This window comes from Inquilinus sp. 2KB_23 (assembly GCF_052115705.1).
GTDB classification, from domain to species: domain Bacteria; phylum Pseudomonadota; class Alphaproteobacteria; order DSM-16000; family Inquilinaceae; genus Inquilinus; species Inquilinus ginsengisoli_A.
Map to the genome: position 1 here is coordinate 244,415 of NZ_JBFRHF010000006.1, position 26,246 is coordinate 270,660.

Genomic DNA, 26,246 nt, shown 5'->3' on the forward strand with positions numbered 1-26,246 from the left:
GCAAACACCGAAAAGATTCGGAGAATCCGGGCGGCGACGAGCCATTCGGCATGACGGCCAGGAGGATCACCGGGGTGATCAATCTTGACAACTTGCCGGCGGAGGGATGACGGGCATGGTTGGCACCGACAGCGATGCCGGCCTCCTGCCGCGGGACAGCGGCCCGTCGGGGCGGCTGAGCGGGGTTGTCTATGACGGCATTGTTGCCCTGATCGCGCAGGGCGACTTCGCCCTCAACAGCCGGCTGCCGTCGGAGGCGGAGCTGTCGGAGCGGTTCGGCGCCTCCCGCCCGGTGGTGCGCGAGGCGCTGGGACGGCTACGCCAGGACGGGCTGGTGGTCTCGCGCCAGGGCTCCGGCTCCTATGTCCGGCGGCAGCCGGATCTGGCGGTGCTGCGCTTCGCCCAGGTGCGCTCGCTGGCCGATGTGCAGCGCTGCTTCGAGTTCCGCGCCGGGCTCGAACCGGTCGCCGCGGCACTGGCCGCCGAACGCTGGGAGCCGGTCGATCTGCAGGAGATCGAGACGGCGCTGGAGGCGCTCGAGATCTGCCTCGGCAATGGCGTGCTCGGCGCCGACGAGGACCAGCGCTTCCACGAGGCGGTGGCCCGGGCCACCCGCAACCCCTACCATGTCGCGGTCCAGGCCTCGCTGGCCTCGCACATCGCCGTCGGCATGAACATCACGCGCCAGCTCAGCCGCATGCGGACGCCGGAGCGGATCCGCGCCGTGCAGGACGAGCATGTCGCGATCGTCGCGGCGATCCGCCGGCGCGACGCCGGGGCCGCGGCCGAAGCCATGCGCCGGCACGTCCTCAACGCCCGGCAGCGCATGTTCGAAGGAGTGTGACCCGTGACCTCGACCGTGCCATCCGGCGGCAGCGCCGCCGGAACCGACAACGCTGCGCCGGCATCATCCGCCAAATCGATCGTCCTCACCGGCGGGTCGGGCAATGTCGGCCGGGCGCTGCGCAAGGCGCTGGCCGGCCGCATCACAGCGGTGCGCATCGTCGACGTCGTCGATCCGGGCGAGCTGGCGGAGCATGAGAGCTGGGTGCCCGCCGACATCACCGACCTCGCGGCGCTGACCGCGGCGGTCGAGGGCGCCGACGCCATCGTCCATTTCGCCGGCTATCCCAACGAGCGGGCGATCGAGGACATCCTGCGGGTCAACGTGCTCGGCACGCACAATGTATACGAAGCGGCGGTCCGCACCGGCATCGGCCGCGTGGTGCTGGCCTCGAGCAACCACGTGACCGGCTTCTATCCGCGCGACGCGCGGGTCGGGTCCGAGGACCAGATGCGCCCGGACGGCCTCTACGGGCTCAGCAAATGCTGGGGCGAGCTCGAGGCCGGCCTCTACTTCGAGAAGACCGGCATCCGCACCCTGGCGATCCGCATCGGCAATGCCGGCGAACGGCCGTTCGACCCCCGCGGCCTGGCGGTCTGGATCAGCCCGCGCGACCTGGCCCAGTTGGTGCTGATCGGGCTGGAGCATCCGGACATCGACTGCACCACCGTCTACGGCGTCTCGGCCACCGACGCCACGTGGTGGGACAATTCGGTGGCGACCGCGCTGGGCTATCGGCCGCAGGACCGCACGGTCGACTTCGCCGCGCCCGAAGCCTTCCAGCCCAAGCCCTCACCCCTGCCCGAGGTGACCGACCATTTCCAGGGCGCCGGCTTCTGCGCGCTGAACCATGACGGGGCCGTGCGCCGCCGCCGCGTCTCGTGGCCCTCCCCTCCCTCCTCGCCGGGAAACGCCTCATCATGACCCTCAGCTTCGCCACCATCGCCGACACCCGCTGCGGGGTCGGCGAAAGCCCGGTCTATGACGAGACGACCGAACAGGTCTTCTTCGTCGATATCCCGGCCTGCCTGGTCCATGCGGTCGACCTGCCGACCGGGCAGCGGCGGTCCTGGCAGTTCGAGAGCGAGGTCGGCTCGCTCGGCCTCGCCGCCTCCGGACGGCTGATGGTCGCCCTGCGCGACCGGGTGATCCTGTTCGATCCGCGATCCGGGGAGCGGCAGGAGCTGTGCACGATCGAGGCGGACCGGCCGGAGACGCGCCTCAACGACGGGCGGGTCGGGCCGGACGGCGCCCTCTGGGTCGGCACCATGGACGACCGGCCGCAGAAAGGGCCGATCGCGTCGCTGTACCGGGTCGACCCGTCGGGCCGGGTGGAGCGGAAGATCGAGGGGCTGATCGTGTCCAACGGCCTCGCCTGGACCGCCGACGGGGCGACCATGTTCCACACCGATTCCCGTGGCCAGTGGATCGACCGCTGGCGCTTCGATCCCCGCACCGGGACGATCAGCGACCGCCGGCGCATCGCCACGCCGGACGAGGCGACGGGACGGCCGGACGGCGGCAGCTGCGACGCGGAAGGCTTCTACTGGAGCGCCGGCGTCTCCGCCGGCAGGCTGAACCGCTTCTCCGCCGATGGCGACCTGGTCGAGTCCCTCCCCGTTCCGGTGCCGTTCCCGACCATGCCGTGCTTCGGCGGCCCCGATTTCCGCACGCTCTACCTCACCAGCCTGCGCGGCAGCCACCCGCCGGAGGTGCTGGCGCGAGCGCCGCTGTCGGGCGCCCTGCTCGCCGCCGAGGCGCCGGTGGCGGGCTTTGCCTCCTGGCGCTTTCTCGACACCTAGGACCGCCGAGCGGCCTTACGGCGCAGATCGCTCACGGACAGCCACACCGCCGAAACCAGGAAGTAGAAGGCGCCCAATGCGGCATAGCCAGCCACGTTTGTGATCGACGGCGGAGCCGGCATCCGGGCTTGCAGGATGAAGAAGACGCCTGCGAGCGCCGACTGAGCGCCGCTCAGGCTCATCGCCCACTGCGCGCCGTAGCTTTTCCAGCGGCGCACGGCGGTGCCGAGTTGAAGCAGGCCCGAGAGGATAGCCCAGGCGCCGAACACCGCGAGGACCCAGTTCATGCTCATCTGCAGCGCCACGACGACCGCAAGTGTCGTCGCGAGGCTGACGACGACATTGATGGCCTGGGTGCGATTCAGCGCCAATCCACCGCTTCGCGACGCGTCGGAATAGTTGGCAACGGCATCCCACGCGGGATAGGCGACGAGCAAAACGGCGGCGATGGTCGAGGAATGCTGACCCACCGTGAACGCGGCAGCCACCCATACGACTGAAAACGCCGCCCGAGTAAAGTAGTAGAGCCTCAGCCATCGTTCTTGGCTGGAGCGAGTGGAATCCGTGTGACTGTCTGTCATTGCACTGTCCTTTCGACTAGTCGGTAGGCCAATAGGGCGAGCTGGTTGGAGCGGGTGCATTCGGGCCTGGTTGAGGTTCAAGGTCCCGATCGGCACCATCCGGTCGCGCCTGGCGCGGGCGCGGAAACGCCATGCGAGGCGACGACCGGAAGCTGCACCGGGCTGGTCGGGGCGGTCACAGCACCTCGACCGGCGTGGTGAAGACGTAGCCGACACCGCGCTCGGTCCGGACCATCTTCGGGTTGCTGGGATCGATCTCGAGCTTGCGGCGCAGCCGAAGCACCTGGACGTCGATGCTGCGGTCGAACACGTCCTCATGGATGTGCGTCGCCTGCAGCAGTTGCGCGCGCGAGAGCGTCCGCGGCGACGCCTCGATGAAGGCAATCAGCAGCGCGTATTCGCTCTTCGACAGTGCCACCAAGGCCCCCAGGGGATCGGTCAGCCGCCGCAGGCGGCGATCCAGCTGCCAGCCGGCGAACCGATAGCGCCCGCGCTCGGTCCCGCGCGGCTGCGGTGCCCGCCGGCCATATCGTCCGCGCAGGATCGCCCGGATCCGCGCCAGCAACTCCCGCAGGCCGAACGGCTTGGCCAGATAGTCATCGGCGCCCAGTTCCAGCCCGACGACACGGTCGATCTCATCCCTGCCGCGCCCGGTGCCGATGATCGCCAGGCCCTCGGATTTCGACCGGATCTCGGGCAGCAGGGTGAAGCCGTTCTCCATGCCGAATTGCAGATCCAGGATCATCAGGTCGTGGCTGCCCTCGGCCAGGTGGCGGGTCAGTTCCTGCCGACCTGGGGCCGCGACCGCCTGAACGCCGTGGCGCTCCAGGAAATCGACGATCTCCTTCCGCATCTCGGGGTCGTCGTCGGCGACGAGGACGCGGATCAGCCGGTTGTCCACGGTGCTCCTATCCAGCCGTGCCGATTGCATGTCGAACCCTGCCTCCGCCCAGGGGGCGGCGGGGCGCGGGGCCGGGGATGTCCGATACTGATGCAAGGGTCCTGACTCCGGTTCCGGCGGCGGTGGCACCCGCCGCCTGTGCTGTGCCCGAACCATCGCACCGCGGCATGAGACATCATGACCCACGGCGATATCCTGGGCGCTCAATCGCATCCGCCGCACACAACCTGTGATCAAGGTTCAGCGCCCTCAGTGACCCAAGACTGCGGGGCTGCTGTCGATCAAATCCTTCCAACCACCGTCTGGCTGCTGTCGGAACACCACTGTCGCAATGAAGCTCTTGGTCGGCGCGCCTTCCCGGCTCAAGCTCCAGCGCGATGTAAAGAGCGCGATACCGTCCGCCTCGACCACATGGGTCTTTATCTGGGCGACGGAGAAAGCGCCGGGCTGCAATACGCGAGCGTAGAAATCGCGCAATTCCTGCTTGCCGCGGATCTCACGACCGGGAGCGAGCTCAGTCGAGATCAGAACGGCGGCATCGTCATACAGGCTGACGAGCGTATCGACATCAGCCTCCTGGAACGCCTTGTCGATCAATTCGATGGCATGCGCCGGATCTCGTGCGAACATCGGGATTCCCCTTCCAAGTTCTCATTGAAGCTTCGCCACGATTCATGGCTGGCGGCGGATGTAGGCAGGCTCACCAGCGGTGCCCGATAAGATATTGAGGTCCACCGAAACTGCTCAGATTCCGGCATACCATTCGTATCCTCGGTCTTCCCAGTAACCGCCGTTTCCGCCCCACAGGCCGGTGAAATTATCGACGATCTCGATGCGCATGATGTACTTTGCCTGCTTGTAGCCTAGCTGCCGTTCGACCCTGAGGCGCAGTGGGGCGCCGTGGCCGACACTGAGGTCTTGATTGTTCATCGCGTAGGCGAGGATCGTCTGCGGGTGGAAGGCATCGATGAGATCGATGCTTTCATAGTATCGACCACTTCCGTCGAGCGTCCTCTCCAGCTCGTCGGCACAATGGAAGACAGCATATCGCGCTGAGGGCTTGAGCCCGACCGAGCTCAGCAGGATCCCAAGCTGAACGCCTGTCCACTTGCCGATGGCGCTCCAGCCCTCGACGCAGTCATGGCGGGTGATCTGGGAGCGGACCGGGAGCGTCTTGAGATCCGCGAGCGAGAGCTCCCCCGGCCGATCGACAAGGCCATCGATCTTCAACCGCCAGCTTGCGAACTTGCCATCGACGAGCTGCGCATACTCGTCGCCGTCTGGCGCGCTGGTCCCGTTCACCCGAAAGGATGGCGAGATGTCGGTCTCGGCAAATTCGCGCGCGAGCGCTCCGCGACCCAGAAGCAGCCTCTGGGCTTTCATCGTCAGCGTCTCGGCTGAACGGATGACGGCTCCCAATCCGGAATTCTGCTCCAGCATGTCGCAGCCGGTCAGCGCCAGCGCGCTCGCGCCGGAAGCACTGCCGATCAGGAAGCGACGGCGTGTCAGGCTGGTCATGCGCCGGGTCCCTTCTGACGGATGGCATAGCGGCCCGTGACCATCGAACGCATGTTGTTCCAAGGGCCTGAGAGGATGACCATGGCGACGTGAACGGCGACGAACGTAACGAGCAGCGATGCAGTGATGAAATGCAGCGCCCGGGCGGACTGACGCCCGCCGAAGATGTCGAGAAGAACCGGCAATGCCGCGTCTACGCCCGGCGACATCGTCAGGCCGGTCAGCACCATCAAAGGCAAGAGAGCTGCGATGACGACGATGTAGGTGAGCTTCTGCAGGGCGTTGTAGTGCCGGGCCTCCTCCCCCTTAGGGAAACGCAAGCGGGCATGATCGATGATCTCGCGCCAGAGGTGGCGCGGTGCGAGTTCACGGCGGTTCGGAGCCAGATCACGCCGGAAATGGCGGCTCAGGAGCCCGTATCCGAGATACACGAGGCCGTTGACGACAAAGACCCAGGCAAAGAAGAAATGCCAACGTCGGCCGGCGGCAAGGTCCTGGTACGACGGAAGCGTAAGCCAGGCCGGAAACGCCCGCGGCGTCCACTCGCCTTCCATCTTCGACAGGCCCAAGACACCCGTCGTGGGAACAGAGACACCGCCGATTTTGATGAAGCCGTGCGGCTCCCCGTCGCTTTCGTTTGCGCCGATCTCGAGGACGGCAGGATCGGCGTCGGCGCCGAACTGGCCCCAGTGGAGTCGCGGGTAGGCGTTGAATATCTGAAGCCCGCTCAAGAGCAGGAAGCTGAGGCACAGCACATTCAGCCAGTGCGTCAAACGGGTAACGACGGAGTGACGCCGGATAAGGATGGTCCTCGGGCGGGGCGCCGGCTGGGAGCTTCGCATCTCCGCGTTCATGGGTCCGTCCTGTGCGGGTGACTGAACTGATCGGGACTGAGGGTCGAAAACCCCACCGGCCGAGCGGGGGTGGTGCCCGGCCGGTGGGGTCGCGGCTCACATCGGCGGGACGACGCCGTTGGCGCCGACGACAACCTGCTGCGCTGTGAGCGCGCCACCCGCGTCCTTCTGGGCCGGGATGAAGACAACCGCCCCCGGCTTCAGATCGGCCTGGGTTGCCGGAGCGAGGGTGACAACGGGCGTGCCCTCGGGGATGGCGATCGTCTTCTCCTGTCCGTGATAGGTCACCGTCACCGTGCGTCCCTCCACACCCTTCACGGCATCAGCCACCGTCGCGTTCGTCATGGTGCTGTTGGGCTTGAGGTCCCAGCCGTAGCTTCCTTCCCCGGCGCCCTTGAGGGCCGGCGGGAAAATCAGCACTTCCAGGGCACCATCACCGCCGTCCGCCTTCGGCAGCGAAGCGATGCCGACATAGTCGCCGGGCTTGATGTCGGTCACCGAGGCGTTGGCAACGCCGGAGACCTTGAAGCCCTGCGCCAGCGTGACATCGACGGTTTGCCCTTCACGGGTCTTCACCTTGAGCATCGCATTGCTGGATTCGACGATGCTGCCCCGCAGACGCACCTGCTGGGCGTTCTGGTTCTGGGCGGATGCCGGAGACGCAAGACCTGTCGTCACCAAGGCGCCGAGTGCTGCGGCGATGATCAAGGACGGAAAGACTTTGAGATGCATGTTATCTTCACTGACCTTCTAGTTGGTAGTCTTGGGCTGCGAATTTGCGGCCCATCTTGCACAGCGCGGCTTCTCCGCTCGAAGCCCGCCAGGGCATCACCGAACGTCGCCCTGATAGATGCTAAGCCGCGGTTTCCTTGCCGGAGATCAACGGGCTCTCACTGACGATGACAAAGTCGGTCGATCAGCCGAGCGGTGACAGCGCCGAATATCTCAGGATTGTCATAGGCACGTGCCGACAGCATGGCTCCATGAATGGTCGCCATGAAGCCTTCCGCTTCGATGTGGGGCGCGTCTGTCAACTCAAGACTTCCCACTCGCTGGCCGCGCTCCAGGACCGAGGTCAACCAAGCCGAGAGCATGCGGAAATGGGCTCTGACTTCGAGGGCGACTTCCGCCGGAAGAACAGGAAGCTCGCTCGCCAAAAGAGCGCACACACAGATTGGCGCGCTGGCGTCCCTGATGCAGGCTGCCCAGTAATCCGTATAGTTCCGAAGCTGTTCGAGCGGATCGGAAGTCCGTTGTTCCAGATATGCGAGACCGGCGACGGCCTCTTCCCGATATCGGGAGAGCAGTGTGCGCACCAAATCCGCTTTGGTCGGGAAATGGTGATGGATGCTTGGCTTGCGGATACCGACGACATCCGCAATGTCGGCATAGCTGAAGCCGTTGTAGCCACCGGTTGTGATCAGGGTCCGCGCGCAGGCAAGGATGTCGTCCGCGGTGGTCGATGCGTTGCTCATGGCCTATGACTACCTTCTAGTTGGTAGGATGTCAACCGCCAAGCGCGACGGGTCTGGCTCGGCGATACTGACCGGACAATTATTGGCAAATTTGTAGTTTAAATATTGCTCATAAGTTCGCCTTATGCCGCGAAGATCTGGCACTCCGGCGTTCCGGCGCGGCACCGCACGGGCTTCCGATTGCCCGGGCCGCGGCCGCCGCCGACCCGATCCTCCGTCGGCTTGCAAAACCGCGGGCTTGGGCTTCCACTGGAGGCCCTGCCGCCGTTGCGATGTCGCCGATGAAGCCTCCCACCCGCGCCGAACAGATCCGCACGACTCTGTCCGACGACATCGTGCATGGCCGGCTGCGGCCGGGCGACGCCCTGGATGAGGCCGGCCTGGCTCAGCGCTTCGCCGTGTCCCGCACGCCGATCCGGGAGGCGATCCGGCAGCTCGAGGCCAGCGGCTTCGCCGAAGCCCGTCCCCGACGCGGCGCCGTGGTCGCGGCCTTCACGCCGCAGCGGATCGACGAGATGTTCGCGGTGATGGCGGAGGTCGAGGCGCTGGCTGCGCGCTGGGCGGCGCGGGCCATGACCGCCCCGGAGCGGCACGCGCTGGAGGCGATGCACCGAGCCTCGAACCGCCACGTCGTCGATGGCGATCTGCCCGCCTACCAGGACCACAATTTCCGCTTCCACGAGGCGATCTACCGCGGCGCGCACAACGGCTATCTGGCCGAGCTGGCCCTGCATGTGCGCCAGCGCGTCGCCCCGTTCCGGCGCGCGCAATTCGAGGCCCCGAGCCGCCTGACCCGGTCCTATGCCGAGCACGATCGCATCGTCGAGGCGATCCTGCGTGCCGACGCCGACCGTGCGGCCGGCGAGATGCAGTCGCACATGTCGATCGTCCGCGGTGCCGTCGACCTGATCCCCGCCATGCCCGAGGCGGTCGCCTGAGGTCAGGCCCGGGCGGCCAGATAGGCGCGCCAGCCGCCATGGTGGCTGACATCTTCGGCGCCGACCACGCCCGCAGCCTCGGCCACGAAGCCCTTGACCGCACGGCCGTCGGCAAGCCGGACGGTGCCGATGCCGAGCGGCGCCGGTATGCCGGCGACGAAGCGGCCGAACGCCTCCGGCGACAGCCCCCAGATCTCGACCGCGATCGCCTGACCTTGGCCATCGGCCACACGAAGCAGACCGGGCTTGGGCGGGATCGTGCCCGCCAGGCGGTACAGCCGGTAATCGGGCCGGGTTCGGGTTGTCTCCAGGAACACGGCGCCCAGCCCTGTCAGTTCGGAGTTCAGCGGCAGCCCGGAGAGATGGGCGCCGACCACCACCAGCGGCACCAGATCGGCGTCCGGATCGGGCGCCGGCCCCGCCGCCGGCAGCCGCCAGCCGGTGGCGCCGAGCGGACGATCGAGGCGCCGCTGCAGGTCCCGGGCCAGAGCCGTGACCAGGCCGTCCGCGCCATCCGGGGCCAGCAGCGTCACCCCGGCCGGCCGGCCGTCGCGACGCCGCTCCGCCGGCACCGCCACCCCGCACAGGCCGAGGAAGTTCGCGAAATTCGTGTAGAGGCCGAAATCGCTGTTGGTGCGGACTGGGTCGGCCAGCACCTGCGCGACGGTGTGGACCGTCGGCACCGACGGCACGCACAACAGGTCGAGCCCGGCGAGGATGGCACCGACCTCGCGCCGCAGCGCCTCCAGCCGGTACAGGCCGCGGAAGGCGTCGGCGGCGCTGAAGCGCCGCGCGCCCTCGATGATCCCCCGGGTCACGGGGTGGACCGAATCCGGCCGGCTCTCCAGGAAGGGCTGGATCGCGGCATAGCGCTCCGCCACCCAGGCCCCCTCGTAGAGCAGCGCCGCCGTCTCGCGGAACGGTTGGAAGTCGATCGGCACCACTGTGCATCCGAGCGCCTCGAGATCGGCCAGCGCCGCCGTGAACGCCGCCTCGGCGTGGGGATCGCCGAGGAAGACGCGGTCATGCGGTTGCGGCACCCCGACCCGCAGCACCGGCGGGCGGTGCGGCCGGGCCAGCCGGACCCGCCGGGAATACGGGTCCGCGGCGTCGAAGCCGGCCAGGACCGTCAGCCCGGCCCAGGCATCCTCGACGGTCAGGGCGAAGATCGAGACGCAGTCCAGGGTGCGGCAGGCCGGAACGACGCCGCACGTCGAAATCGCACCGAGCGAAGGCTTCAGCCCGACGATGTCGTTCAACGCGGCGGGCACCCGGCCGGACCCGGCGGTGTCGGTGCCGAGGGAGAGGGCGACGATGCCCCTGGCCACGGCCACGGCCGAGCCGCTGGACGATCCGCCCGGCACCAGCGTCGGGTCGCAGGCGTTGCGTGGCGCCGGGTAAGGGGTGCGCAGCCCGACCAGCCCGGTCGCGAACTGGTCGAGATTGGTCTTGCCCACCACCAGCGCCCCCGCCGCGCGCAGCCGGGCGACGCAGGCCGCATCCGCCTCGGGCCGGTAGGCGAAATCAGGGCAGGCAGCCGTGGTCGGCAGCCCGGCGACATCGATGTTGTCTTTGATCGCGACCGGCACGCCCCAGAGCGGCCGGGCGGGATCGAAAGCCCCCAGCGCATCGGCTTCCGCATGCAGAGCGGCCGGATCGGCGGTGGCGATGAAGATACCGGGATCGTCAGCCGCCCGCAGCCGCCGGAAGGCGATGTCGACCACCGCGTGCGGCGACAGCCCGTCGGCATAGGCCCGGTGCAGGTCGGGGATGGTGAAATTCGGTTCGGACGACATTCGGAGATCCATTGTTTCCGGCGTCAGCCGGCATCCAGGAAGCGGACCGGCCGGGCCCATTGGATCAGCACCACGCAGCCTTCCGGGGCGGCGACGGCGTGGTCGGTGCCGGGCGGGTTGATCAGCAGCGAGCCGGCGGGATAGCTGCCGTGCTCATCGACCTGCCCGCCCTCCAGCACCAGGATCATCTCGACCCCGACATGCAGGTGGCGCGGCACCGTGGCGCCGGGCCGGTAGCGCAGCACCGCGATCGCCGGCCCCTCCCCGCCCTCGCCATACAGCCGGGCGATCTCGATGCCGTCGCGAAACGGCTCATAGGCGAGGCTGCGCCAGCCGCCGGCGACAAGGCCCGGGATATGCAGGGGATCAGCCATGGAGCGCCTCCAGCACGGCATCGGTCCGGGCGGTCCAGCCGACGATGGCGCCCTGGGCCCGGATCATCGCCAGCGTCGCCGCCTTGAATTCGGGGAAGTAGCTCTCGGTCGCGTCCTCGGCCAGCAGGCAGTCGAAGCCACGATCGTTGGCCTCGCGCATCGTGGTCTGGACGCAGACCTCGGTGGTGACGCCGGCCAGCACCAGCTGGCGGATGCCGAGCCGGGCGAGCCCATCGCCCAGGCCGGTGGCATGGAAGGCGCCCTTGCCCGGCTTTTCGATCACCATCTCGCCGGCGATCGGCGCCAGCTCCGGCACGATCGCGGTGCCCGGCTCGCCGGCGATCAGGATCCGCCCCATCGGCCCGTCGTCGCCGATGCGCAGCCTCGGTGCGCCATGGCTGCGCTTGGCCTCGGGGCAGTCGGACAGGTCCGGCCGATGGCATTCCATGGTGTGGATCACCGGAAGTCCCGCAGCGCGGAAGCCGGCGATCAGCCGCCGGGCCGCCGGCACCGCCGGCGCCAGCAGCGAGACGTCGTTGCCGAGGCTGGCGCCGAACCCGCCCGGCTCCAGGAAATCACGCTGCATGTCGATCACCACCAGCGCCAGCGTCGCCGGCGAGAACGGAAAGTCGAACGGCCGGGCCCGCACCATCGCCATGGTCAATGCCCCGCCATGTGGCTGCCGATGACATGGGCGTCGGCGACCGCACCCGGCGTCTCATAGGTGATCCGCCCCTCCGACATCACCAGGATGCGGTCCGACAGCTCCAGCAGCTCGTCCAGATCCTCGCTGATCAGCAGCACCGCCGTGCCCTGGTTCCGCGCCGCCACGATCTGCGACCGGATGTCGGCCACGACGGCGAAGTCCAGCCCGAAGCACGGATTGGCGGTGATCAGCAGCCGTACGGTCCCGGCCAGTTCGCGGGCCAGCACGGCGCGCTGGACGTTGCCGCCGGACAGGGTGGCGATCTCCGCCTCCGGCGAGGCGGTCTTGATGCCATAAGCGTCGATCAAGCGCCGGGCGTGATCGCGCATGAAGCCGCGGTCGAGCCAGGATCTCCGGCCGCCCTCGGCTGTCCGGTCGAAGATGCGGAAGGCCAGGTTCTCCGTCACCGACATGCGCGGGACGCAGGCGTTGCGCAGCGGCTCCTCCGGAATGCAGCGCACGCCGCGGGCCTGCGCCTCGCCACGGGTGCCGGCATAGGGGGCGCCGGCCACCAGCACCTGCCCTTCGGTCCGGGCCCGCTGCCCGGCCAGCACCTCGACCAGCTCCTTCTGGCCATTGCCGGAGATGCCGGCGATGCCGACGATCTCGCCCGGGAAGACGTCGAGCGCGTCGATGCGGAACTGCTTTCGCCCGCTCAGATCCGGCGCGGCGACACCGCGCAGCGACAGCACCGGCACCGTCCGCCGCGGCTCGCCGATCCTCTGGCCGACAGTGGGCAGTGTGGCCGCGCCGATCATCATCGCCGCCATATCGGCGCGGGCGAGATCGGCGACCAGCCCGCCGCCGGCATAGCGGCCGCGGCGTAGCACCGAGACCTCCTCGCAGAAGGCCGTCACCTCGCGGAACTTGTGCGTGATCATCAGCACCGTCAGCCGGCCGGCATCGGTCATGCCGCGCAGCAGGCCCAGCATCTCGTCCGCCTCGGCCGGCGTCAGCACCGAGGTCGGCTCGTCCAGGATCAGGAGGCGCTGGTCGAGGTAAAGCTGCTTCAGGATCTCCAGCTTCTGCTTCTCGCCGGCCGCCAGCCGGGCCACCGGCTTGTCCAGCGGCACGGCGAAGGGCGTCCCCGCCAGGAAGGCGTCCAGCCGCGCCCGTTCCCGCCGCCAGTCGATCACGCGCGGACCGCCGGCCCGGGCGATCACCAGATTCTCGGCCGCGGTCAGCGACGGCACCAGGGTGAAATGCTGGTACACCATGCCGACGCCCAGTGCCTGGGCGGCGCGCGGGCTGTCGATCGCGACCTCACGCCCGTCGATCACGGTCGACCCGCGGGTCGGCGGCTGAAACCCCATGACGCACTTCACCAGGGTCGACTTGCCCGCGCCGTTCTCGCCGAGCAACGCATGCATCGTCCCCGGCCGCACCCGGATCGACACGTCGTCGAGCGCCGTGAAGCCGCCGAACTGCTTGGTCATCCCGATCGTTTCGAGACCGAGAGCGCGGCCGAACGGCGGCATGGTCCGGGAACCGGCCACGGCCGTTATCGCGGCGCTCACGGCAGGGACGCGGTGAAGGCGGCAGCGTCGGAGACCGCGCCGAACACGCCGCCCTGCATCTTGATCATCTTGACCGCCGCCTCGTGGTTGCCGCGGTCGGTGGCGCCGCAGCAATCCTCCAGCAGCAGGCATTCGATGCCGCGGTCATTGGCCTCGCGCATCGTGGTGTGGACGCAGACATCGGTGGTGATGCCGGTCAGCACCAGATTGGCGATGCCGCGCTGGTGCAGGATCAGTTCCAGGTCGGTGGCGCAGAAGGACCCCTTGCCGGGCTTGTCGATGACCGGCTCGCCGTCCCGCGGCGCCAGCTCGGGGATGATCTCCCAGCCCGGCTCGCCGCGCACTAGGATGCGGCCGCAGGGACCCGGATCGCCGATGCCGGCATGGATGCGGCGCGACCGCCAGCGCTTGTTGGCCGGCAGGTCGGCCAGGTCCGGCCTGTGGCCTTCGCGGGTGTGCAGGATGTGATAGCCGCCTGCCCGCATCGCCGCCAGGACGCGGCGGATCGGCTCGATCGGCGCACGGGTCAGCGACAGGTCGTAGCCCATGGCGTCGACATAACCGCCGGGCCCGCAGAAATCGATCTGCATGTCGATGATGATCAGGGCCGTGTTCTCCGGCCGCAAATCGCCGTTCCAGGGCCAGGGATAGGGGTCGGCCTCGATGAAGCGGCCGGTCTCTGCCGCTGCGGTCGCCGTCGAAAGCATGGACGCGTCCTTCCTATTTGGTGATCGACAGCTCGCCCGGTGCGCCGGACAGGGTGCGGCCGCGCGACGAGGTCAGGATCATGATCAGCAGGGTCAGGACATAAGGCGCGGCATAGAACAGGTAGTAGCCCTTGGTCATGCCGACCGATTGCAGCGCCGGCCCCAGCGCCCCGGCCCCGCCGAACAGCAGCGCCGCGCCGAAGCAGGCGATCGGGTTCCAGCGCGCGAAGATCACCAGCGCCACCGCCATCAGCCCCTGGCCGGAGGAGACGCCTTCCGTCCAGCTGCCGGGGTAGTACAGCGACAGGTAGGAGCCGCCGATCCCGGCCAGGACGCCGCCGGCCGTGGTCGCCAGCAGGCGGATGCGGTTCACGTCGGCCCCCAGCGCTCGCGCCGCATCGGCACTGTCGCCGGCGACGCGGACCAGCAGCCCGGCGCGGGTGTTGCGGAAAGCCCACCACAGCGCCACGGCCAGCACGGCGCCGACCAGGAACAGCACGTTGACCTTCAGCGCCGCCTGGACCTGCGGGCTGGCCGACCACGCCCCGAATTCGATCGCCGGCAGATGCGGGGCGACCGGCTGGATGTAAGGCTTGCCAAAAAAGAAGGCGATGCCGGTGCCGAGCAGCATCAGGGCGATGCCGATGGCAATGTCGTTGACCCGCGGAAACTTGCAGATCCAGCCGTGCACGGCCCCCATCACCGCACCGGCCGCGCCGGCCGCGGCCACGCCGATCCAGGCGGAGCCGGAGTGGTAGGCGGCGGCGTAGCCGCTGACCGCGCCGATCACCAGCGTACCTTCGAGGCCGAGATTGATCCGCCCGCTCTTCTCCGTCAGGCATTCCCCGAGCGAGACGAACAGGAAGGGGGTCGAGACGCGGATGGCGCCGCCGAGAATCGCCAGCGGTACGGCCCAGGAGCCGAGATCGGTCGGGTCCATCAGCGGATGTCCCGGGTGATGCGGGGCTGGAACCAGGGGATGCGGCCGTACAGCGTCTCGCCCAGCAGGATGGCGACGAACAGGACGCCCTGCAGCACCAGGACCGTGGCGTCGGGCAGGCCCATGCGGCGCTGGATCAGCCCGCCGGCGGCGGCGATGCCGCCGAGGAGGAGGGCCATCGGGATGATCGCCAGCGGGTTCTGCCGAGCCAGGAAGGCGACCAGGATGCCGCTGTAGCCGTAGCCGGCGGCGAGCGAAGCGTTGGCCCGCCCCTGCACCGCCGCCACCTCGAACAGCCCGGCCAGGCCGGCACATGCCCCGGCCAGCGCGGTGGTGGCGATCAGCAGCCTGCCGACGGCCAGCCCCTGCAGCTGGGCTGCCCGAAGGTTGCCGCCGGTGATGCGAGCGCTGAAGCCGAAGCCGGTCCGTTCGATCAGCAGCCAGGCCAGCCCGCAGGCGACGATGCCGGCGGCCAGCCCCCAATGCACATCCATGCCCGGCATCGCGCCGATGCGGTAGGCGTCGCCGATCGCGGCGGTCGACGGCTTGTTCAGGCTGGCCGGGTCGCGCAGCGGTCCTTCGACCAGATGGTTCATCAGCGCGATCGCGATATAGGTCATCAGCAGGCTGGCGATCGTCTCGTTGACGCCGCGCCAATGGCGCAGCGCGCCGACCGACCCGATCCACACGGCCCCGACCGTCATCGCGGCCAGCGCCATGGCCGGGATCACCAGCGCCGCCGGCAAGCCCTGCAGCGGCTGCGCGATCGCGGCCGCCGCGACGCCGCCCAGCACCAGGGCGCCTTCGCCGCCGATGATGACCAGACCGACCCGGGCCGGCAGCGCCACGCACAGCGCGGTCAGCAACAGCGGCGCGGCCCGCTGCAGCGTGTTCTGCCAGGAGAACCAGCTGCCGAAGCCGCCGGTCCAGATCAGCCCGTACAGCTGCAGCGGCGATGCACCGGCCAGCAGCAGGAACAGCGAGAAGGCCGCGGCCCCGCCCAGCACCGCCAGGATCGGGACGGCGACCGCTTCCGCGGCCCGCTTCAGCCGCACCGTGCCATCGCCGGCGACCCCGCTTCCGGCGGCGATCATGCCCAGCTTGGTCGTCAGATCGGACATCGGCGGAACTCCCTGTCGCATCTGCCTTTGGACGGCGGCCTCAGGAGGTCGACCCGATCACGCCTTCGACCAGGTAGTTCATGCTTTCCAGTTCGATCGCCGTCTCCTGATAGGCAGCGCCGGCGGCGACGACCTGCCTGCCGCCATTGTCCTTCAGCGGCCCCTTGATCACGGCGTAGCCTCCCTTCAGGATCTCGGCCTTCACTGCATCGGCATGGCGGCGGGCCCCGTCGTCGACCGCGGGGCCGTAGGCGCTCATCTTGACGAAGCCGTCGGCGAGGCCGCCGCGGGTGAAGTTCGGCAGCGGCTCGCCCGCCAGCGCCTTGGCGACGAAACCCTTGTAGACCTCGGCCCAGTTCCATTCCGCGCCGGTCAGGTATCTCTCCGGCGCCAACGGCGCCTGGCTGGCGTGATAGCCGCAGACATAGGCGCCGCGGCCGGCGGCGGTCTCGACCGTCACCTTCGGCCCGTCGACATGGCAGGTGACGACGTCGACACCCTGGTCGATCAGCGCGTTGGTCGCCTCCGCCTCCTTCACCGCCAGCGACCATTCGCCGGTGAAGATCACCTGGCCGGTGATCGTCGGGTCGACGCTGCGGGCGCCCAGCACGAAGGAATTGATGTTCAGCAGCACCTGCGGGATCGGCTTGGCGGCGACGAAGCCGATCTTCTTGGTCTTGCTGGCATGGCCGGCGACGATGCCGTTCAGGTATTGGCCCATGCCGATATAGCCGAAATAGGACCCGGCATTGACCGGGTGCTTGTCCTTCGACCACAGCCCGCCGCAATGGCGGAACTGCACGTCGGGGTATTTGGCGCACATCGCCAGCATATGCGGGTCGAAATAGCCGAAGGAGGTCGGGAAGATCAGGCTCGCCCCGTCCAGGTTGATCATCGATTCCATGGTCTTCTGGACGTCGATGGTCTCCGGAACGTTTTCCTCCTCGACCACGGTGACGCCGGCCATCGCTTTGACGGCGGCGGCGCCTTCGGCGTGGGACTGGTTGTATCCGTAGTCGCCCCGAGCCCCGACATAGATGAAGCCGACGGTCAACGGCGCCGCCGCTTTCGCCCGGAACGACGGCAATGTCGACATCGCTGCCGTCGCTGCGGTGCCAGACAGGAATTTGCGGCGCGTGATGGAGAACGGACGCGACATGGAAGCCCCCTGCAGATCGGAATTTGCCCGGCCCGCTTTCGGCCGATGCCTTTCCTTGAATTGCATGCAATTCCAATGCCAAAATCAATCTATTGAAAAATATAGATTTTCTAAATTCTGGCATATCATCTGAGGTCGGCAGAGAAGCAGATTGATCATTTTTTCATCACGGTAGGGCATTGCCTACGAGATGGCCTGTTGAAAGAGATGACGAGGCTCGAAGAGTGGTGGCTTTCGCAACGTCTCGTTTCTGATCCTCGTCATCCCGCTCGGGTCAGGCCGTGGTCGGTACCGGCGTGTTGAGCAACTGCTGTTCCCAGAGGTACGCGATGCCGCTGCCGGCGGCGTGCTGCTTGAGCACCTCCGTCAGTTCGCCGACGTGCTCGGTGCGCGCCCAGTCGCGCTGCCACTCCGATGCCAGCGCCAGCCAGGTCATCATGTTCGCGCCGGCCGCGATCATGCGCTGGATGGCGACTTCGTGCGCTTCGACCGACGTGCCGCCCGAGGCGTCGGTGATGACCGTGACATCCCAGCCTTCGCCCAGCGCCTGGATAACCGGCATGGCGACGCAGATCTCGGTCCACAGGCCGGCGATGATCAGCTGCTTGCGGCCGGTCGCCCTGACTGCGTCCACGACCTTCCTGTCCTCCCAGGTATTGATGAACGTCCGGTCGATGACCTCCTGGCCAGGGAACACCTCGGTGATCTGGGGGAAGATGAGACCGCCTCGTTCGGCGACGACGCTCGTCAGGATGGTGGGGACGCCGAAGGCCTTCGCGGCCTTTGCCAAGGCCGTCGAGTTGTTGACCACCGCATGCGGATCGTGGCTGTTCAGGTTCGCGAGCTGGTAGGGCTGGTGGTCGATAAGGACAAGTACCGAGTCTTCGGGACGAAGAAGCGAAGCAAGGCCATTGCGAAAGGTCATTGTCACATCCTTTGCTGTCGTGTGAGCGGCATTGGTTTTGCGGAGACATGCGCCGACGGCGCGTTGCCGGAACCCGTATTGCCGTTCCTATTCGAGATGCGGTAGCACCCTTTTGCGACAAGCTGTGTCGCGGGAAGGGGAACGCCAATGGACATCGAAGAGCTGCAGACCTTCGTAGAAGTGGCTGATGCCGGGGGAGTTTCGCCTGCTGCGCTGCGGCTCGGCGTCTCCAAGTCAATCGTCAGCCGGCGGCTCTTCCGGCTTGAAGCGGAACTCGGTGTCCAGCTTCTTGCACGGACCACGCGGGGCGCCGCCCTCACGGAAGCAGGGGCCACGTTCCGAGACTATGCTGCCAGAGTCTGCGCCGAGATCGACGTAGCCAGAGAAACGATCCTACCCACCGGTGACCTTCACGGCCGCTTGCGAGTTGCCGTGCCGCTCTCTTTCGGCTCGACTCACTTCGCTCCCATCCTCGCGGAAATGGCGCGCCGCCACCCCCAGCTCCGAATCCACACCTGCTACAGCGATCGCTTCGTCGATCTCATCACGGAGGGTTATGATTGCGCGATACGGGTTGGCTATCTTCAGGACTCCAACCTGATCGCCAGACGCGTCGGACCGATCTATGGGAAGTTCGTCGCAAGCCCCGACTACATCAAGGCGCATGGGTCGCCCGAGACGCCGGAGGAACTCGTCGCCCATGAGGCTCTCATGCAGGGCGCCGAAAGCTGGCAACTCATGGATGGCGACAAGATCATCACGGTTCGTCCGCAGGGGCGCTTCAAGGCCGACAACGGCATAGCTCTGGTCGCCGCCGCAACAGCCGGACTCGGCATCGCCTACCTGCCCGATTGCCTGACCCATGAACATATCGCTTCCGGTGCGCTTGTGCCGGTCATGACGCGTCATCCGCCGCCGCCCGCCGGTGCCTATGTCATTCGCCCGCCAGGTCAGCATCCTGCACGGAAGATACGGGTCCTCACCGAATTGCTGATCGAGTATTGCGAACCGGCTCCGCACCCCACGAGTGTTGATCGCTAATGCACGAACGGCGCGAAGCCGATCCCTCCCACGATCCAACGGACGATGAACGCGAGAATGATCACGGACTGCGCAAATGGTCAGATCCGAACAGCCAGCAGCGGATCGGCCCACGCAGTTGAACCGGTCGTCGTCGGGCCCCAGCAACGCGTGCCAGAATCCAAGAGATTGGGCGGTTTCGTCCAAAACAGCCACCGGACGAGCTGATTACTCTGTCCCTCGAAGGGCGGCGTGGCCTTCACAAGGAGCCTCACAGAGCTCCATCAGCCCGTACCGCCCCGGGACCCTGCCTTTCCCGAGGAAGGCATGGCCGCCGCAAACACGTCGACAGGAGGCTCACATGGCTGGATCGGCGCCAACCGACGACAGCGATTCCAACAGTCTGGATTTCTCGACACGGCCGGTTCCCCTGGCCATCGGACGTCCAAGGGCGCGCTGACGATGGCTTGGTGGGCCGTGTCGAGCGCCGTGTTCTATTTCGTGGTTGCCGCGGCGCTGGCGCAGGGCTTCGGCGCCGTGAACGCGATCATCGGCATGCTGCTGTCGGTCGTGGTGTACAGCATCATCAACGGCATTATTTCCCGCTATGCGATCAAGACGGGCCTTTCCGTCGCGTTGTTCTCGCGCATCCTGTTCGGCAATGCCGGCGCGGCGCTGGCCACGCTGATCTTCTTCGTGACCGCGATCTACTACGCGGTGTTCGAGGGCTCGGTCATCGCCGTGGGCATCCACACGGTCTTCCCGGGCGTCGGGTATGGATGGGCGGCGCTGATCGTCATCCTGTACAGCGTCCCGCTGAGCCTGGGCTCGATCCAGACCTGGCTGGACAAGCTGAACGGCGTGCTGTTCCCGCTCTATCTCCTGGGCCTGGTCGCGGCCGTGGTGATGGCCGTTCTCGAATACGGCTACTCCAACGCCTGGCTGGCCCTCGGGCCGACTGGCGGCGCGCCCGCCGACGGCTGGTGGCACTGCTTCGTGTACTTCATGGGGGTGTGGATCCTGATGATGTACACCTTCGACTACGCCCGCTTCGGCCGTGAAGAGGACATCCGCTACCATTCGCTGTTCAACTTCGGCACGCCGTTCTACCTGATGGCCCTGATCGTCAACGGGCTGTTCGGCATCTTCCTGGTCGGCACCGTGCCGATGGACGGGGCACTATCCGAAGTCTCGGTCCTGCTGGCCCTCTTGAAGCTGATGGGCATCGCCGGCCTGCTGTTCGTCTGGGTGACCCAGACACGGATCAACACCGCGAACTTCCATCTCGCCACCGGCAACATGGCATCGTTCTTCGCTCAGGCGGCCGGCATCCGGGCCGGCAAGCTGGTCTGGGCGCTCGTCGTCGGCGCCATCGTCTACGGGCTGATGCTGGCCGACGTCTTCACCTGGCTGCTCCAGGCGCTGGCCTATCAGGGCATCTTCGTCGTGGCCTGGGTGGCCATCGCCCTCACCCACATCCTGTCCTCGCGCTACGATCGGCTGTTCGGCGGTGCCGTCGAGTATCGCAGCGACCGCATCCCCGCCTTCAATCCCTGCGGCCTGGCCGCATGGTTCGTCGGCGCCGCGGTCGGCCTCGGCCTACAGCAGATGGGTGGGCTGACCGCCAGCTTCTCGGCCCCGGCCACGGCCGTGGTCGCCGCCGGCCTCTACTACGGGCTTCTGATACGGGCCCAGCCCGGATGGTTTGTCAAAGGCGCCGCCTGACGCCGACGGCCGGGGCGCGCCGCCCCGCCGCCTACCTTCCCCTGATCGAGACGAGTTCCATGACCTATCGCATCTCCGTCGACACCGGCGGGACCTTCACCGACGTCGTGGTCAGCGACAGCGCCGGCACCTTCACCATCGGCAAGGCGCTGACCACGCCGGACCGCATCTTCGAGGGCATGCGCGGCGCCCTGGCGCATGCGGCGCAGGATCTCGGCATCTCCCTGGACGACCTGCTGCGCAACGCCTCGCTGCTGATCTACGGGACGACACGGGCGACCAACGCCATCGTCACCGGGAGTGTGGCCAAGACGGCGCTGCTCACCACCGAAGGCTTCCCCGACGTCCTGGTGCTGAAGGAGGGCGGCAAGTTCAACCCGCACGACTTCTCGCAGGACTACCCGCAGCCCTACATCCCGCGGCGCCACACCTTCGAGATCGAGGAGCGGATCGGCTCCGAGGGCCAGACGGTGATCCCGCTGAACGCGGCCCAGGCGCGCAAGGTGATCGCCGATCTCGGCCCGCAGGGCTTCGGCGCCGTCGCCGTCTGCTTCCTGTGGTCGATCGCGAACCCGGCCCATGAGCTGCAGGTCGGCGCCCTGATCGAGGAGATCCTGCCGGGCATGCCCTACACGCTGTCGCACCAGCTGATCCCGGTGGTGCGCGAATACCGCCGCGCCTCGGCGACGGCGATCGACGCCTCGCTGAAGCCGCTGATGCAGGCCCATCTCCGCGACCTGGAAAGCGACCTGCGGGCGGCGGGCTATGGCGGCGAGATCCTGGTCAGCACCGCCGCCGGCGGCTGCAGCAGCATCGAGGGGCTGATCGAGAAGCCGATCTACACGGTCGGTTCCGGCCCCGCCATGGCGCCGATCGCGGCGATCACCTATTCGCGGCTGGAGGGGATGGGCGAGGACGTGATCGTCTGCGACACCGGCGGCACCACCTTCGATGTCGGCGTGGTTCGCGACGGCCGCCTGACCTTCAGCCGCGACACCTGGCTCGGGCCTCGCTACACCGGGAACCTGCTCGGCATCTCCGCCGTCGACATGCGTTCGATCGGGGCCGGCGGCGGATCGATCGCCTGGATCGACGATGGCGGCCTGATGCGCGTCGGCCCGATGTCGGCCGGCTCGGTCCCCGGCCCGGCCTGCTATGGCCGCGGCGGCACTCGGCCGACCGTGTCGGATGCCGCGGTCGTCCTTGGCTATTTCGACCCGGACTATTTCCTCGGCGGCCGGATGCGGCTGGATGTGGAGGCGGCGCGGCGCGCCGTGGGCGAGGTGGCGACGCGGATCGGCCTGACGGTCGAGGAGACCGCTTTCCGCATCCTTGGCCTTGCCAGCGACCTGATGGTGCGGGCGATCGGTGACGTCACCATCAACGAGGGCGTCAACCCGCGCGAGAGCACGATCGTCGCCGGGGGCGGCGCCGCCGGCGTCAACATCATGCTGATCGCCAAGGAGCTGGGCTGCCGCAACGTGATCCTGCCCAACAGCGCCTCGGCCCTGTCCGCGGCCGGCATGCAGTTCGCCGACATCGTGGCGGAGGAGGCCCGAAGCGTGGTGATGCCGTCGAACCGCTTCGACCGGGCCCGGGTGAACGAGGTGTTCGACGCGCTGGAGGACAAGCTGCACGCCTTCCGCCGCAAGCTGCCCGGACGCGGCGACGCCTATGCCGTCGAACGCTTCGGCGAGGCCCGTTATCTCGGCCAGATCTGGGAGCTCGACACACCTCTGGCGACGGATCGGTTTGCCGGCGACCAGGATCTCTCGGCCTATGTCGACACCTTCCATGACGTCCATGAGCGGGTCTTCGCCGTGCGCGACGTCAACAGTCCGATCGAGACGGTCAGCTGGAAGGCCCGGCTGAAGGTGGCGCTATCCGACCCGCCGACTCCGTCGCCCATGGTCGAGGCCATCGGGGCCGCGACCGCCTCCTCCACGCGGCCCTGCTTCTTCGGCGACAGAGTCCCGGTCGAAGTGCCGATCTACAAGTCGGCCGACCTCGCCCGCGGCAGCCGCATCCAGGGCCCCGCCATCATCGAGGAATCCACGACGACGCTGGTCGTCTATCCCGGCATGGCCGTGTCGATCAGCGGCAACGGCCATTACCGGCTCGACATCGCCTGACGGCTCCCGTTTTCGAAGGACATTGACCATGACCGAGACGACCGAAGCCGATTTCGATCCCTATATGACGGCGATCATCGCCAACCGGATCGACGGCATCATCCGGGAGATGACGAACACGCTGCTGCGGGCCGCCCGCTCGGGCGTGATCAACGGCGCGCGGGATTTCAGCTGCTCGATCTGCACCGGCGACAACCGGCTGCTGGCCTCTGCCGAAGGGTTGCCGATCCACATCTTCGGCAGCCACATGCAGACGCAGGCGATGTGCGATTTCGCTGGCGACACGCTGCGCGAGGGCGACTGCTATCTGCACAACGACCCCTATTCCGGCAACACCCATGCCGGCGACCACACCTACCTCGTCCCCGTCTTCGTCGATGGGGAGCACCTGTTCACCGCCGTGGCCAAGGCGCATCAGGCCGATATCGGCAACGCCCTGCCGACCACCTACATGGCCGGCGCCAAGGACCAGTACGCCGAGGGCGCCCTGATCTTCCCGGCGGTGCGGATCCAGCGGGGCTACGAGATGGTCGAGGATGTGGTGCGGATGTGCCGGTCGCGCATCCGCGTCCCCGACCAGTGGTACGGCGACTTCCTGGCTGGCATCGGCTCGGCCCGCATCGCCGAGCGGCGGCTGAAGGAGCTGTGCGCCAAATACGGGACGGAGCAGATCAAGGCCTTCGTGCGCCACTGGTTCGCCTATTCCGAACAGCGGATGGTGCAGGCGATCCGCACCCTACCCAAGGTGACGCTGAAGAATACCGGCGCGCACGACCCGTTCGGCGAATTGCTGCCCGACGGGATCCCGCTGAATGTCGTCATCGACATCGACCCTGACGCGGCGATGATCGAGATCGACCTGATGGACAATGTCGACAATGTCGACTGCGGCTTCAACGAGAGCGAGGCCTGCACCTCGGCCTCGACCATCGCCGGCATCTTCAACGCCCTGGACACCTCGGTGCCGCGCAACTACGGCTCGTTCCGCCGCATCCGGCTGAAGCTGCGCGACGGCTGCGTCGCCGGCCGGCCGCAATTCCCGCACAGCTGCTCGGTCGGCACCACCAACGTCGCCGACCGGCTGGTGAACATCGTGCAATCGGCCTTCGCCCAGCTCGGCGAGGGCTGGGGCCTGGCCGAGGGCGGCCTCGGCATGGGGGCCGGCTGTGCCGTGGTGTCGGGCAAGGATCACCGGGTCGACAACGCCGCCTATGTCAACCAGCTGTTCCTGGCCAATGCGGGCGGGCCGGGCTCGCCCAACGCCGACGGCTGGGTCACCTATGGTCTGCCGGTCGCGGCCGGGCTGATGTACCGGGACTCGGTCGAGATCGATGAGCTCAAGCACCCGATCGCCATCCGGTTCCTGCGCCTGATGCCCGGCACCGGCGGCGCCGGCAAGTTCCGCGGCGCCCCGGCGATGGAGGTGGCCTACGGCCCGAAGGAACGGCCGATGGAGGTGATCTGGCCCTGCGATGGCACGGTCTACCCGCCCAAGGGCGTCCTCGGCGGTCATGAGGGGCAGCGCTGCCGGCACTGGAAGATCGGCGCCAACGGCCAGGAGGAGGAACTGCCGAACATCACCGTCCTGACCATCCGCAAGGATGAGTACGTCAAGGGCAACCAAGCCGGGGGCGGCGGCTATGGCGACCCGTTGGACCGCGACGTCAGGCGCGTGCTGCACGACGTGCTGGAACGCTACGAGACCCCCGACCGGGCGCGCGACATCTACGGAGTGGTGTTCTCGGCCAGCGGGCCGGACGCCCTGGAGGTCGACGAAGCGGCGACCGACCGGCGCCGGTCCGAGCTGCGATCGGCCCGGCCGGGCTGACGGGTCAGGCCGCCGGCTCGGCGTGTTGCCGGCGGTATTCGCCAGGGGACATTCCGGTCTCCTGGCGGAACACCCGGCTGAAATAGGCCGGGTCCTGGAACCCCACGGAGTAGCAGACCTGCTCGACCGACCGGTTGGCGAGGCTCCGGCTGCGCAGCAGCTGCTGCGCCTCCGCGACCCGTCGCCGGCGGATGATCTCGGTCAGGGTCTCGCCCCGCTCCGCGAAGATCCGCTGGATGTAGCGGGGCGACAGGCCGAGCCTCCGGGCGATCGCCGAACTACTCAGATCCCGGTCGCAGACATGCTCCTCGATGAAGTGGAGGATGCGCTGCCGATGGGCGAACCGGACCGAGGTCTCGTCGAAGGCGGCATCCCCCGGCACGGTCAAGGCGAGCGCCAGGAGGTCGAACAGCGACCGACGCAGGAATTCCGCTTCCGCGTCGCTCAGCGCCGCGCTGTTGCGGATCATCGACCTGAGGAAATCCTGGAACACCCGGACCAGCGGCTGCTCCCCCGGGCATTGCCGGGCGGTCATGTCGTCGATCCACGGGATGCGTGAGCGGACCATGTCCGCGGGCAGCCGGATGGCCGCCACCGAATTGCGCGTCGGCTGGACGTAGACGTAAGGGTCGCCGGTGCCGATGAAGGCGAGGTCGCCGGGCCGGACCTCGCATTCACGGCCGCGCTGGGACAGGGACAGGCTGCCCGACGCCGAGATCGGCATCATGAAGAAGTCGTCGCTGTGGCGCCGGATGTGGGTGGGGTGGCGCCGGACGGTCATCGGATCGCTGTGCAGGACGCCGATCCGGATCGAGGCCACGTCGTGCACGGACAGGCGGCCGACATCGAACAGGGCGGCCGGCGAGGAGAGGTCGAGGGGGTAGTAGTAGGTGTTCAGCACATCGCGCCACGCCGCAAGGCGCGACCCGATGCGGGCCACCGAGCCGACATCGATCTGCGCTTCCGGGTCGGCGATTCCCCTTCCCGTCACGAAATCGAACTCGGCCCGATCATGCATCAATGATTGTCCGCCGTGCACAGGACTGGGACGGGCTGGCAACATCCTGGCGACGCCGTGCCCGTCGGAGAACTTCGACGACAGTTTAGCAAATATCCCGCCATCAAGGGCCTTCAAAGCGGCAATGCTGTTCGTGCCATCCACGGGTCTGGCAACTATGCCCCGGGACGAGAGTTCGAAGTGCTACGATCGCTGGACCTACGCGGCTGAGAAGCGCGCGGCGATTGCCTACTGTAACAAGTTCGTCCGGAAAATCCTCTCGAAGAAGGCGGCCCAAAAGTCGATGACGAAGGCCGCGTGAAACGACACAACTTCGGTCCCCTGCCCTATGGGAGCGCAGAGCAACACAGCTTCAGATCACGGAT

At 67.6% G+C, this 26,246-nt stretch carries 25 protein-coding genes; 8 read left to right on the forward strand and 17 right to left on the reverse strand.

The genetic code is table 11. The features are described 5' to 3' along the window. Positions 1-115: 115 nt before the first annotated feature. From AB4112_RS10320 to AB4112_RS10330, 3 genes are read left to right on the forward strand one after another with little or no spacing between them, the layout of a single operon-like run. Positions 116-844, forward strand: coding sequence for a FadR/GntR family transcriptional regulator (locus tag AB4112_RS10320; RefSeq protein ID WP_441719233.1), 729 nt, complete (start codon positions 116-118; stop codon positions 842-844). Between the two features lie 3 nt (positions 845-847). Continuing rightward, entirely contained in the window at positions 848-1,768 is a 921-nt protein-coding gene (locus AB4112_RS10325; protein WP_441719236.1) for an NAD-dependent epimerase/dehydratase family protein, read from the forward strand. Beyond that, positions 1,765-2,646, forward strand: a complete 882-nt coding sequence (locus tag AB4112_RS10330) for an SMP-30/gluconolactonase/LRE family protein (protein WP_309799865.1) — start codon at positions 1,765-1,767, stop codon at positions 2,644-2,646. Before AB4112_RS10325 ends, AB4112_RS10330 begins: the two co-directional genes overlap by 4 nt. On the opposite strand, the gene AB4112_RS10335 is transcribed toward AB4112_RS10330, so the two are convergent. The 7 genes from AB4112_RS10335 to AB4112_RS10365 all read right to left on the reverse strand — a co-directional run bounded on the left by AB4112_RS10335 (position 2,643) and on the right by AB4112_RS10365 (position 7,975). Further along, a complete protein-coding gene (locus AB4112_RS10335; RefSeq protein ID WP_309799863.1) occupies positions 2,643-3,227 on the reverse strand; it encodes a DUF308 domain-containing protein in 585 nt (194 codons plus the stop codon). The two genes, AB4112_RS10330 and AB4112_RS10335, sit on opposite strands and share 4 nt — an antisense overlap. A 175-nt stretch (positions 3,228-3,402) precedes the next feature. Beyond that, the gene (locus tag AB4112_RS10340; RefSeq protein WP_309799862.1) at positions 3,403-4,128 is read right to left on the reverse strand and encodes a response regulator; all 726 of its coding nucleotides are present in this window, start codon (positions 4,126-4,128) and stop codon (positions 3,403-3,405) included. Positions 4,129-4,377: 249 nt separating this feature from the next. Then, positions 4,378-4,758: a YybH family protein gene (locus AB4112_RS10345; protein ID WP_309799860.1), complete on the reverse strand. Its 381-nt coding sequence runs from the start codon at positions 4,756-4,758 to the stop codon at positions 4,378-4,380. A 114-nt stretch (positions 4,759-4,872) separates the two neighbouring features. Continuing rightward, positions 4,873-5,646, reverse strand: a complete 774-nt coding sequence (locus AB4112_RS10350) for a molybdopterin-binding protein (protein WP_309799859.1) — start codon at positions 5,644-5,646, stop codon at positions 4,873-4,875. Further along, positions 5,643-6,500, reverse strand: a complete 858-nt coding sequence (locus AB4112_RS10355) for a cytochrome b/b6 domain-containing protein (RefSeq protein ID WP_309799857.1) — start codon at positions 6,498-6,500, stop codon at positions 5,643-5,645. Before AB4112_RS10355 ends, AB4112_RS10350 begins: the two co-directional genes overlap by 4 nt. A 96-nt stretch (positions 6,501-6,596) precedes the next feature. Then, positions 6,597-7,232 (reverse strand): hypothetical protein, encoded by a 636-nt coding sequence (locus AB4112_RS10360; protein ID WP_309799855.1) that lies wholly within the window; start codon positions 7,230-7,232, stop codon positions 6,597-6,599. 158 nt (positions 7,233-7,390) lie between these two features. Further along, complete coding sequence (locus AB4112_RS10365; protein ID WP_309799853.1) at positions 7,391-7,975, reverse strand: TetR/AcrR family transcriptional regulator; 585 nt, start codon at positions 7,973-7,975, stop codon at positions 7,391-7,393. 281 nt (positions 7,976-8,256) lie between these two features. On the opposite strand from AB4112_RS10365, the gene AB4112_RS10370 reads away from it, so the two are divergent. Beyond that, on the forward strand, positions 8,257-8,913 hold the full coding sequence (locus AB4112_RS10370) for a GntR family transcriptional regulator (protein WP_309799851.1): 657 nt from the start codon (positions 8,257-8,259) through the stop codon (positions 8,911-8,913). Positions 8,914-8,915: 2 nt separating this feature from the next. Here AB4112_RS10370 and atzF read toward each other — a convergent pair whose 3' ends face one another. From atzF to AB4112_RS10415, 9 genes are all read right to left on the reverse strand, one after another. Then, on the reverse strand, positions 8,916-10,709 hold the full coding sequence (atzF, locus tag AB4112_RS10375; RefSeq protein WP_309799849.1) for an allophanate hydrolase: 1,794 nt from the start codon (positions 10,707-10,709) through the stop codon (positions 8,916-8,918). 23 nt (positions 10,710-10,732) lie between these two features. Continuing rightward, positions 10,733-11,083: a cupin domain-containing protein gene (locus AB4112_RS10380; protein WP_309799848.1), complete on the reverse strand. Its 351-nt coding sequence runs from the start codon at positions 11,081-11,083 to the stop codon at positions 10,733-10,735. After that, the gene (locus AB4112_RS10385; RefSeq protein ID WP_441719244.1) at positions 11,076-11,741 is read right to left on the reverse strand and encodes a cysteine hydrolase family protein; all 666 of its coding nucleotides are present in this window, start codon (positions 11,739-11,741) and stop codon (positions 11,076-11,078) included. The genes AB4112_RS10380 and AB4112_RS10385 overlap by 8 nt, the downstream gene beginning before the upstream one ends. A gap of 2 nt (positions 11,742-11,743) precedes the next feature. After that, the gene (locus AB4112_RS10390; RefSeq protein WP_441719247.1) at positions 11,744-13,225 is read right to left on the reverse strand and encodes an ABC transporter ATP-binding protein; all 1,482 of its coding nucleotides are present in this window, start codon (positions 13,223-13,225) and stop codon (positions 11,744-11,746) included. Positions 13,226-13,302: 77 nt separating this feature from the next. Next, positions 13,303-14,013: a biuret amidohydrolase gene (gene biuH, locus AB4112_RS10395; RefSeq protein ID WP_441719250.1), complete on the reverse strand. Its 711-nt coding sequence runs from the start codon at positions 14,011-14,013 to the stop codon at positions 13,303-13,305. Positions 14,014-14,026: 13 nt separating this feature from the next. Then, positions 14,027-14,953, reverse strand: a complete 927-nt coding sequence (locus AB4112_RS10400; RefSeq protein ID WP_309799839.1) for an ABC transporter permease — start codon at positions 14,951-14,953, stop codon at positions 14,027-14,029. Next, positions 14,953-16,074, reverse strand: a complete 1,122-nt coding sequence (locus tag AB4112_RS10405) for an ABC transporter permease (RefSeq protein ID WP_441719254.1) — start codon at positions 16,072-16,074, stop codon at positions 14,953-14,955. The genes AB4112_RS10400 and AB4112_RS10405 overlap by 1 nt, the downstream gene beginning before the upstream one ends. 40 nt (positions 16,075-16,114) lie before the next feature. Next, positions 16,115-17,170 carry a BMP family ABC transporter substrate-binding protein gene (locus AB4112_RS10410; RefSeq protein WP_441719257.1) on the reverse strand — a complete coding sequence of 352 codons (1,056 nt, stop codon included), beginning with the start codon at positions 17,168-17,170 and terminating at the stop codon, positions 16,115-16,117. A 337-nt stretch (positions 17,171-17,507) separates the two neighbouring features. Continuing rightward, on the reverse strand, positions 17,508-18,158 hold the full coding sequence (locus AB4112_RS10415; RefSeq protein WP_309799833.1) for a hydrolase: 651 nt from the start codon (positions 18,156-18,158) through the stop codon (positions 17,508-17,510). A gap of 147 nt (positions 18,159-18,305) precedes the next feature. Here AB4112_RS10415 and AB4112_RS10420 point away from each other — a divergent pair, with 147 nt between their 5' ends. The 4 genes from AB4112_RS10420 to AB4112_RS10435 all read left to right on the forward strand — a co-directional run bounded on the left by AB4112_RS10420 (position 18,306) and on the right by AB4112_RS10435 (position 24,863). Next, the gene (locus AB4112_RS10420) at positions 18,306-19,199 is read left to right on the forward strand and encodes a LysR family transcriptional regulator (RefSeq protein WP_309799830.1); all 894 of its coding nucleotides are present in this window, start codon (positions 18,306-18,308) and stop codon (positions 19,197-19,199) included. A 441-nt stretch (positions 19,200-19,640) separates the two neighbouring features. Next, positions 19,641-20,903: a purine-cytosine permease family protein gene (locus AB4112_RS10425; RefSeq protein ID WP_441719261.1), complete on the forward strand. Its 1,263-nt coding sequence runs from the start codon at positions 19,641-19,643 to the stop codon at positions 20,901-20,903. 59 nt (positions 20,904-20,962) lie between these two features. After that, a complete protein-coding gene (locus tag AB4112_RS10430) occupies positions 20,963-23,035 on the forward strand; it encodes a hydantoinase/oxoprolinase family protein (protein WP_309799827.1) in 2,073 nt (690 codons plus the stop codon). A gap of 28 nt (positions 23,036-23,063) precedes the next feature. Then, positions 23,064-24,863 carry a hydantoinase B/oxoprolinase family protein gene (locus AB4112_RS10435; protein WP_309799825.1) on the forward strand — a complete coding sequence of 600 codons (1,800 nt, stop codon included), beginning with the start codon at positions 23,064-23,066 and terminating at the stop codon, positions 24,861-24,863. Between the two features lie 4 nt (positions 24,864-24,867). Here AB4112_RS10435 and AB4112_RS10440 read toward each other — a convergent pair whose 3' ends face one another. Then, on the reverse strand, positions 24,868-25,881 hold the full coding sequence (locus AB4112_RS10440) for a helix-turn-helix domain-containing protein (protein ID WP_441719265.1): 1,014 nt from the start codon (positions 25,879-25,881) through the stop codon (positions 24,868-24,870). Positions 25,882-26,246 lie beyond the last annotated feature (365 nt).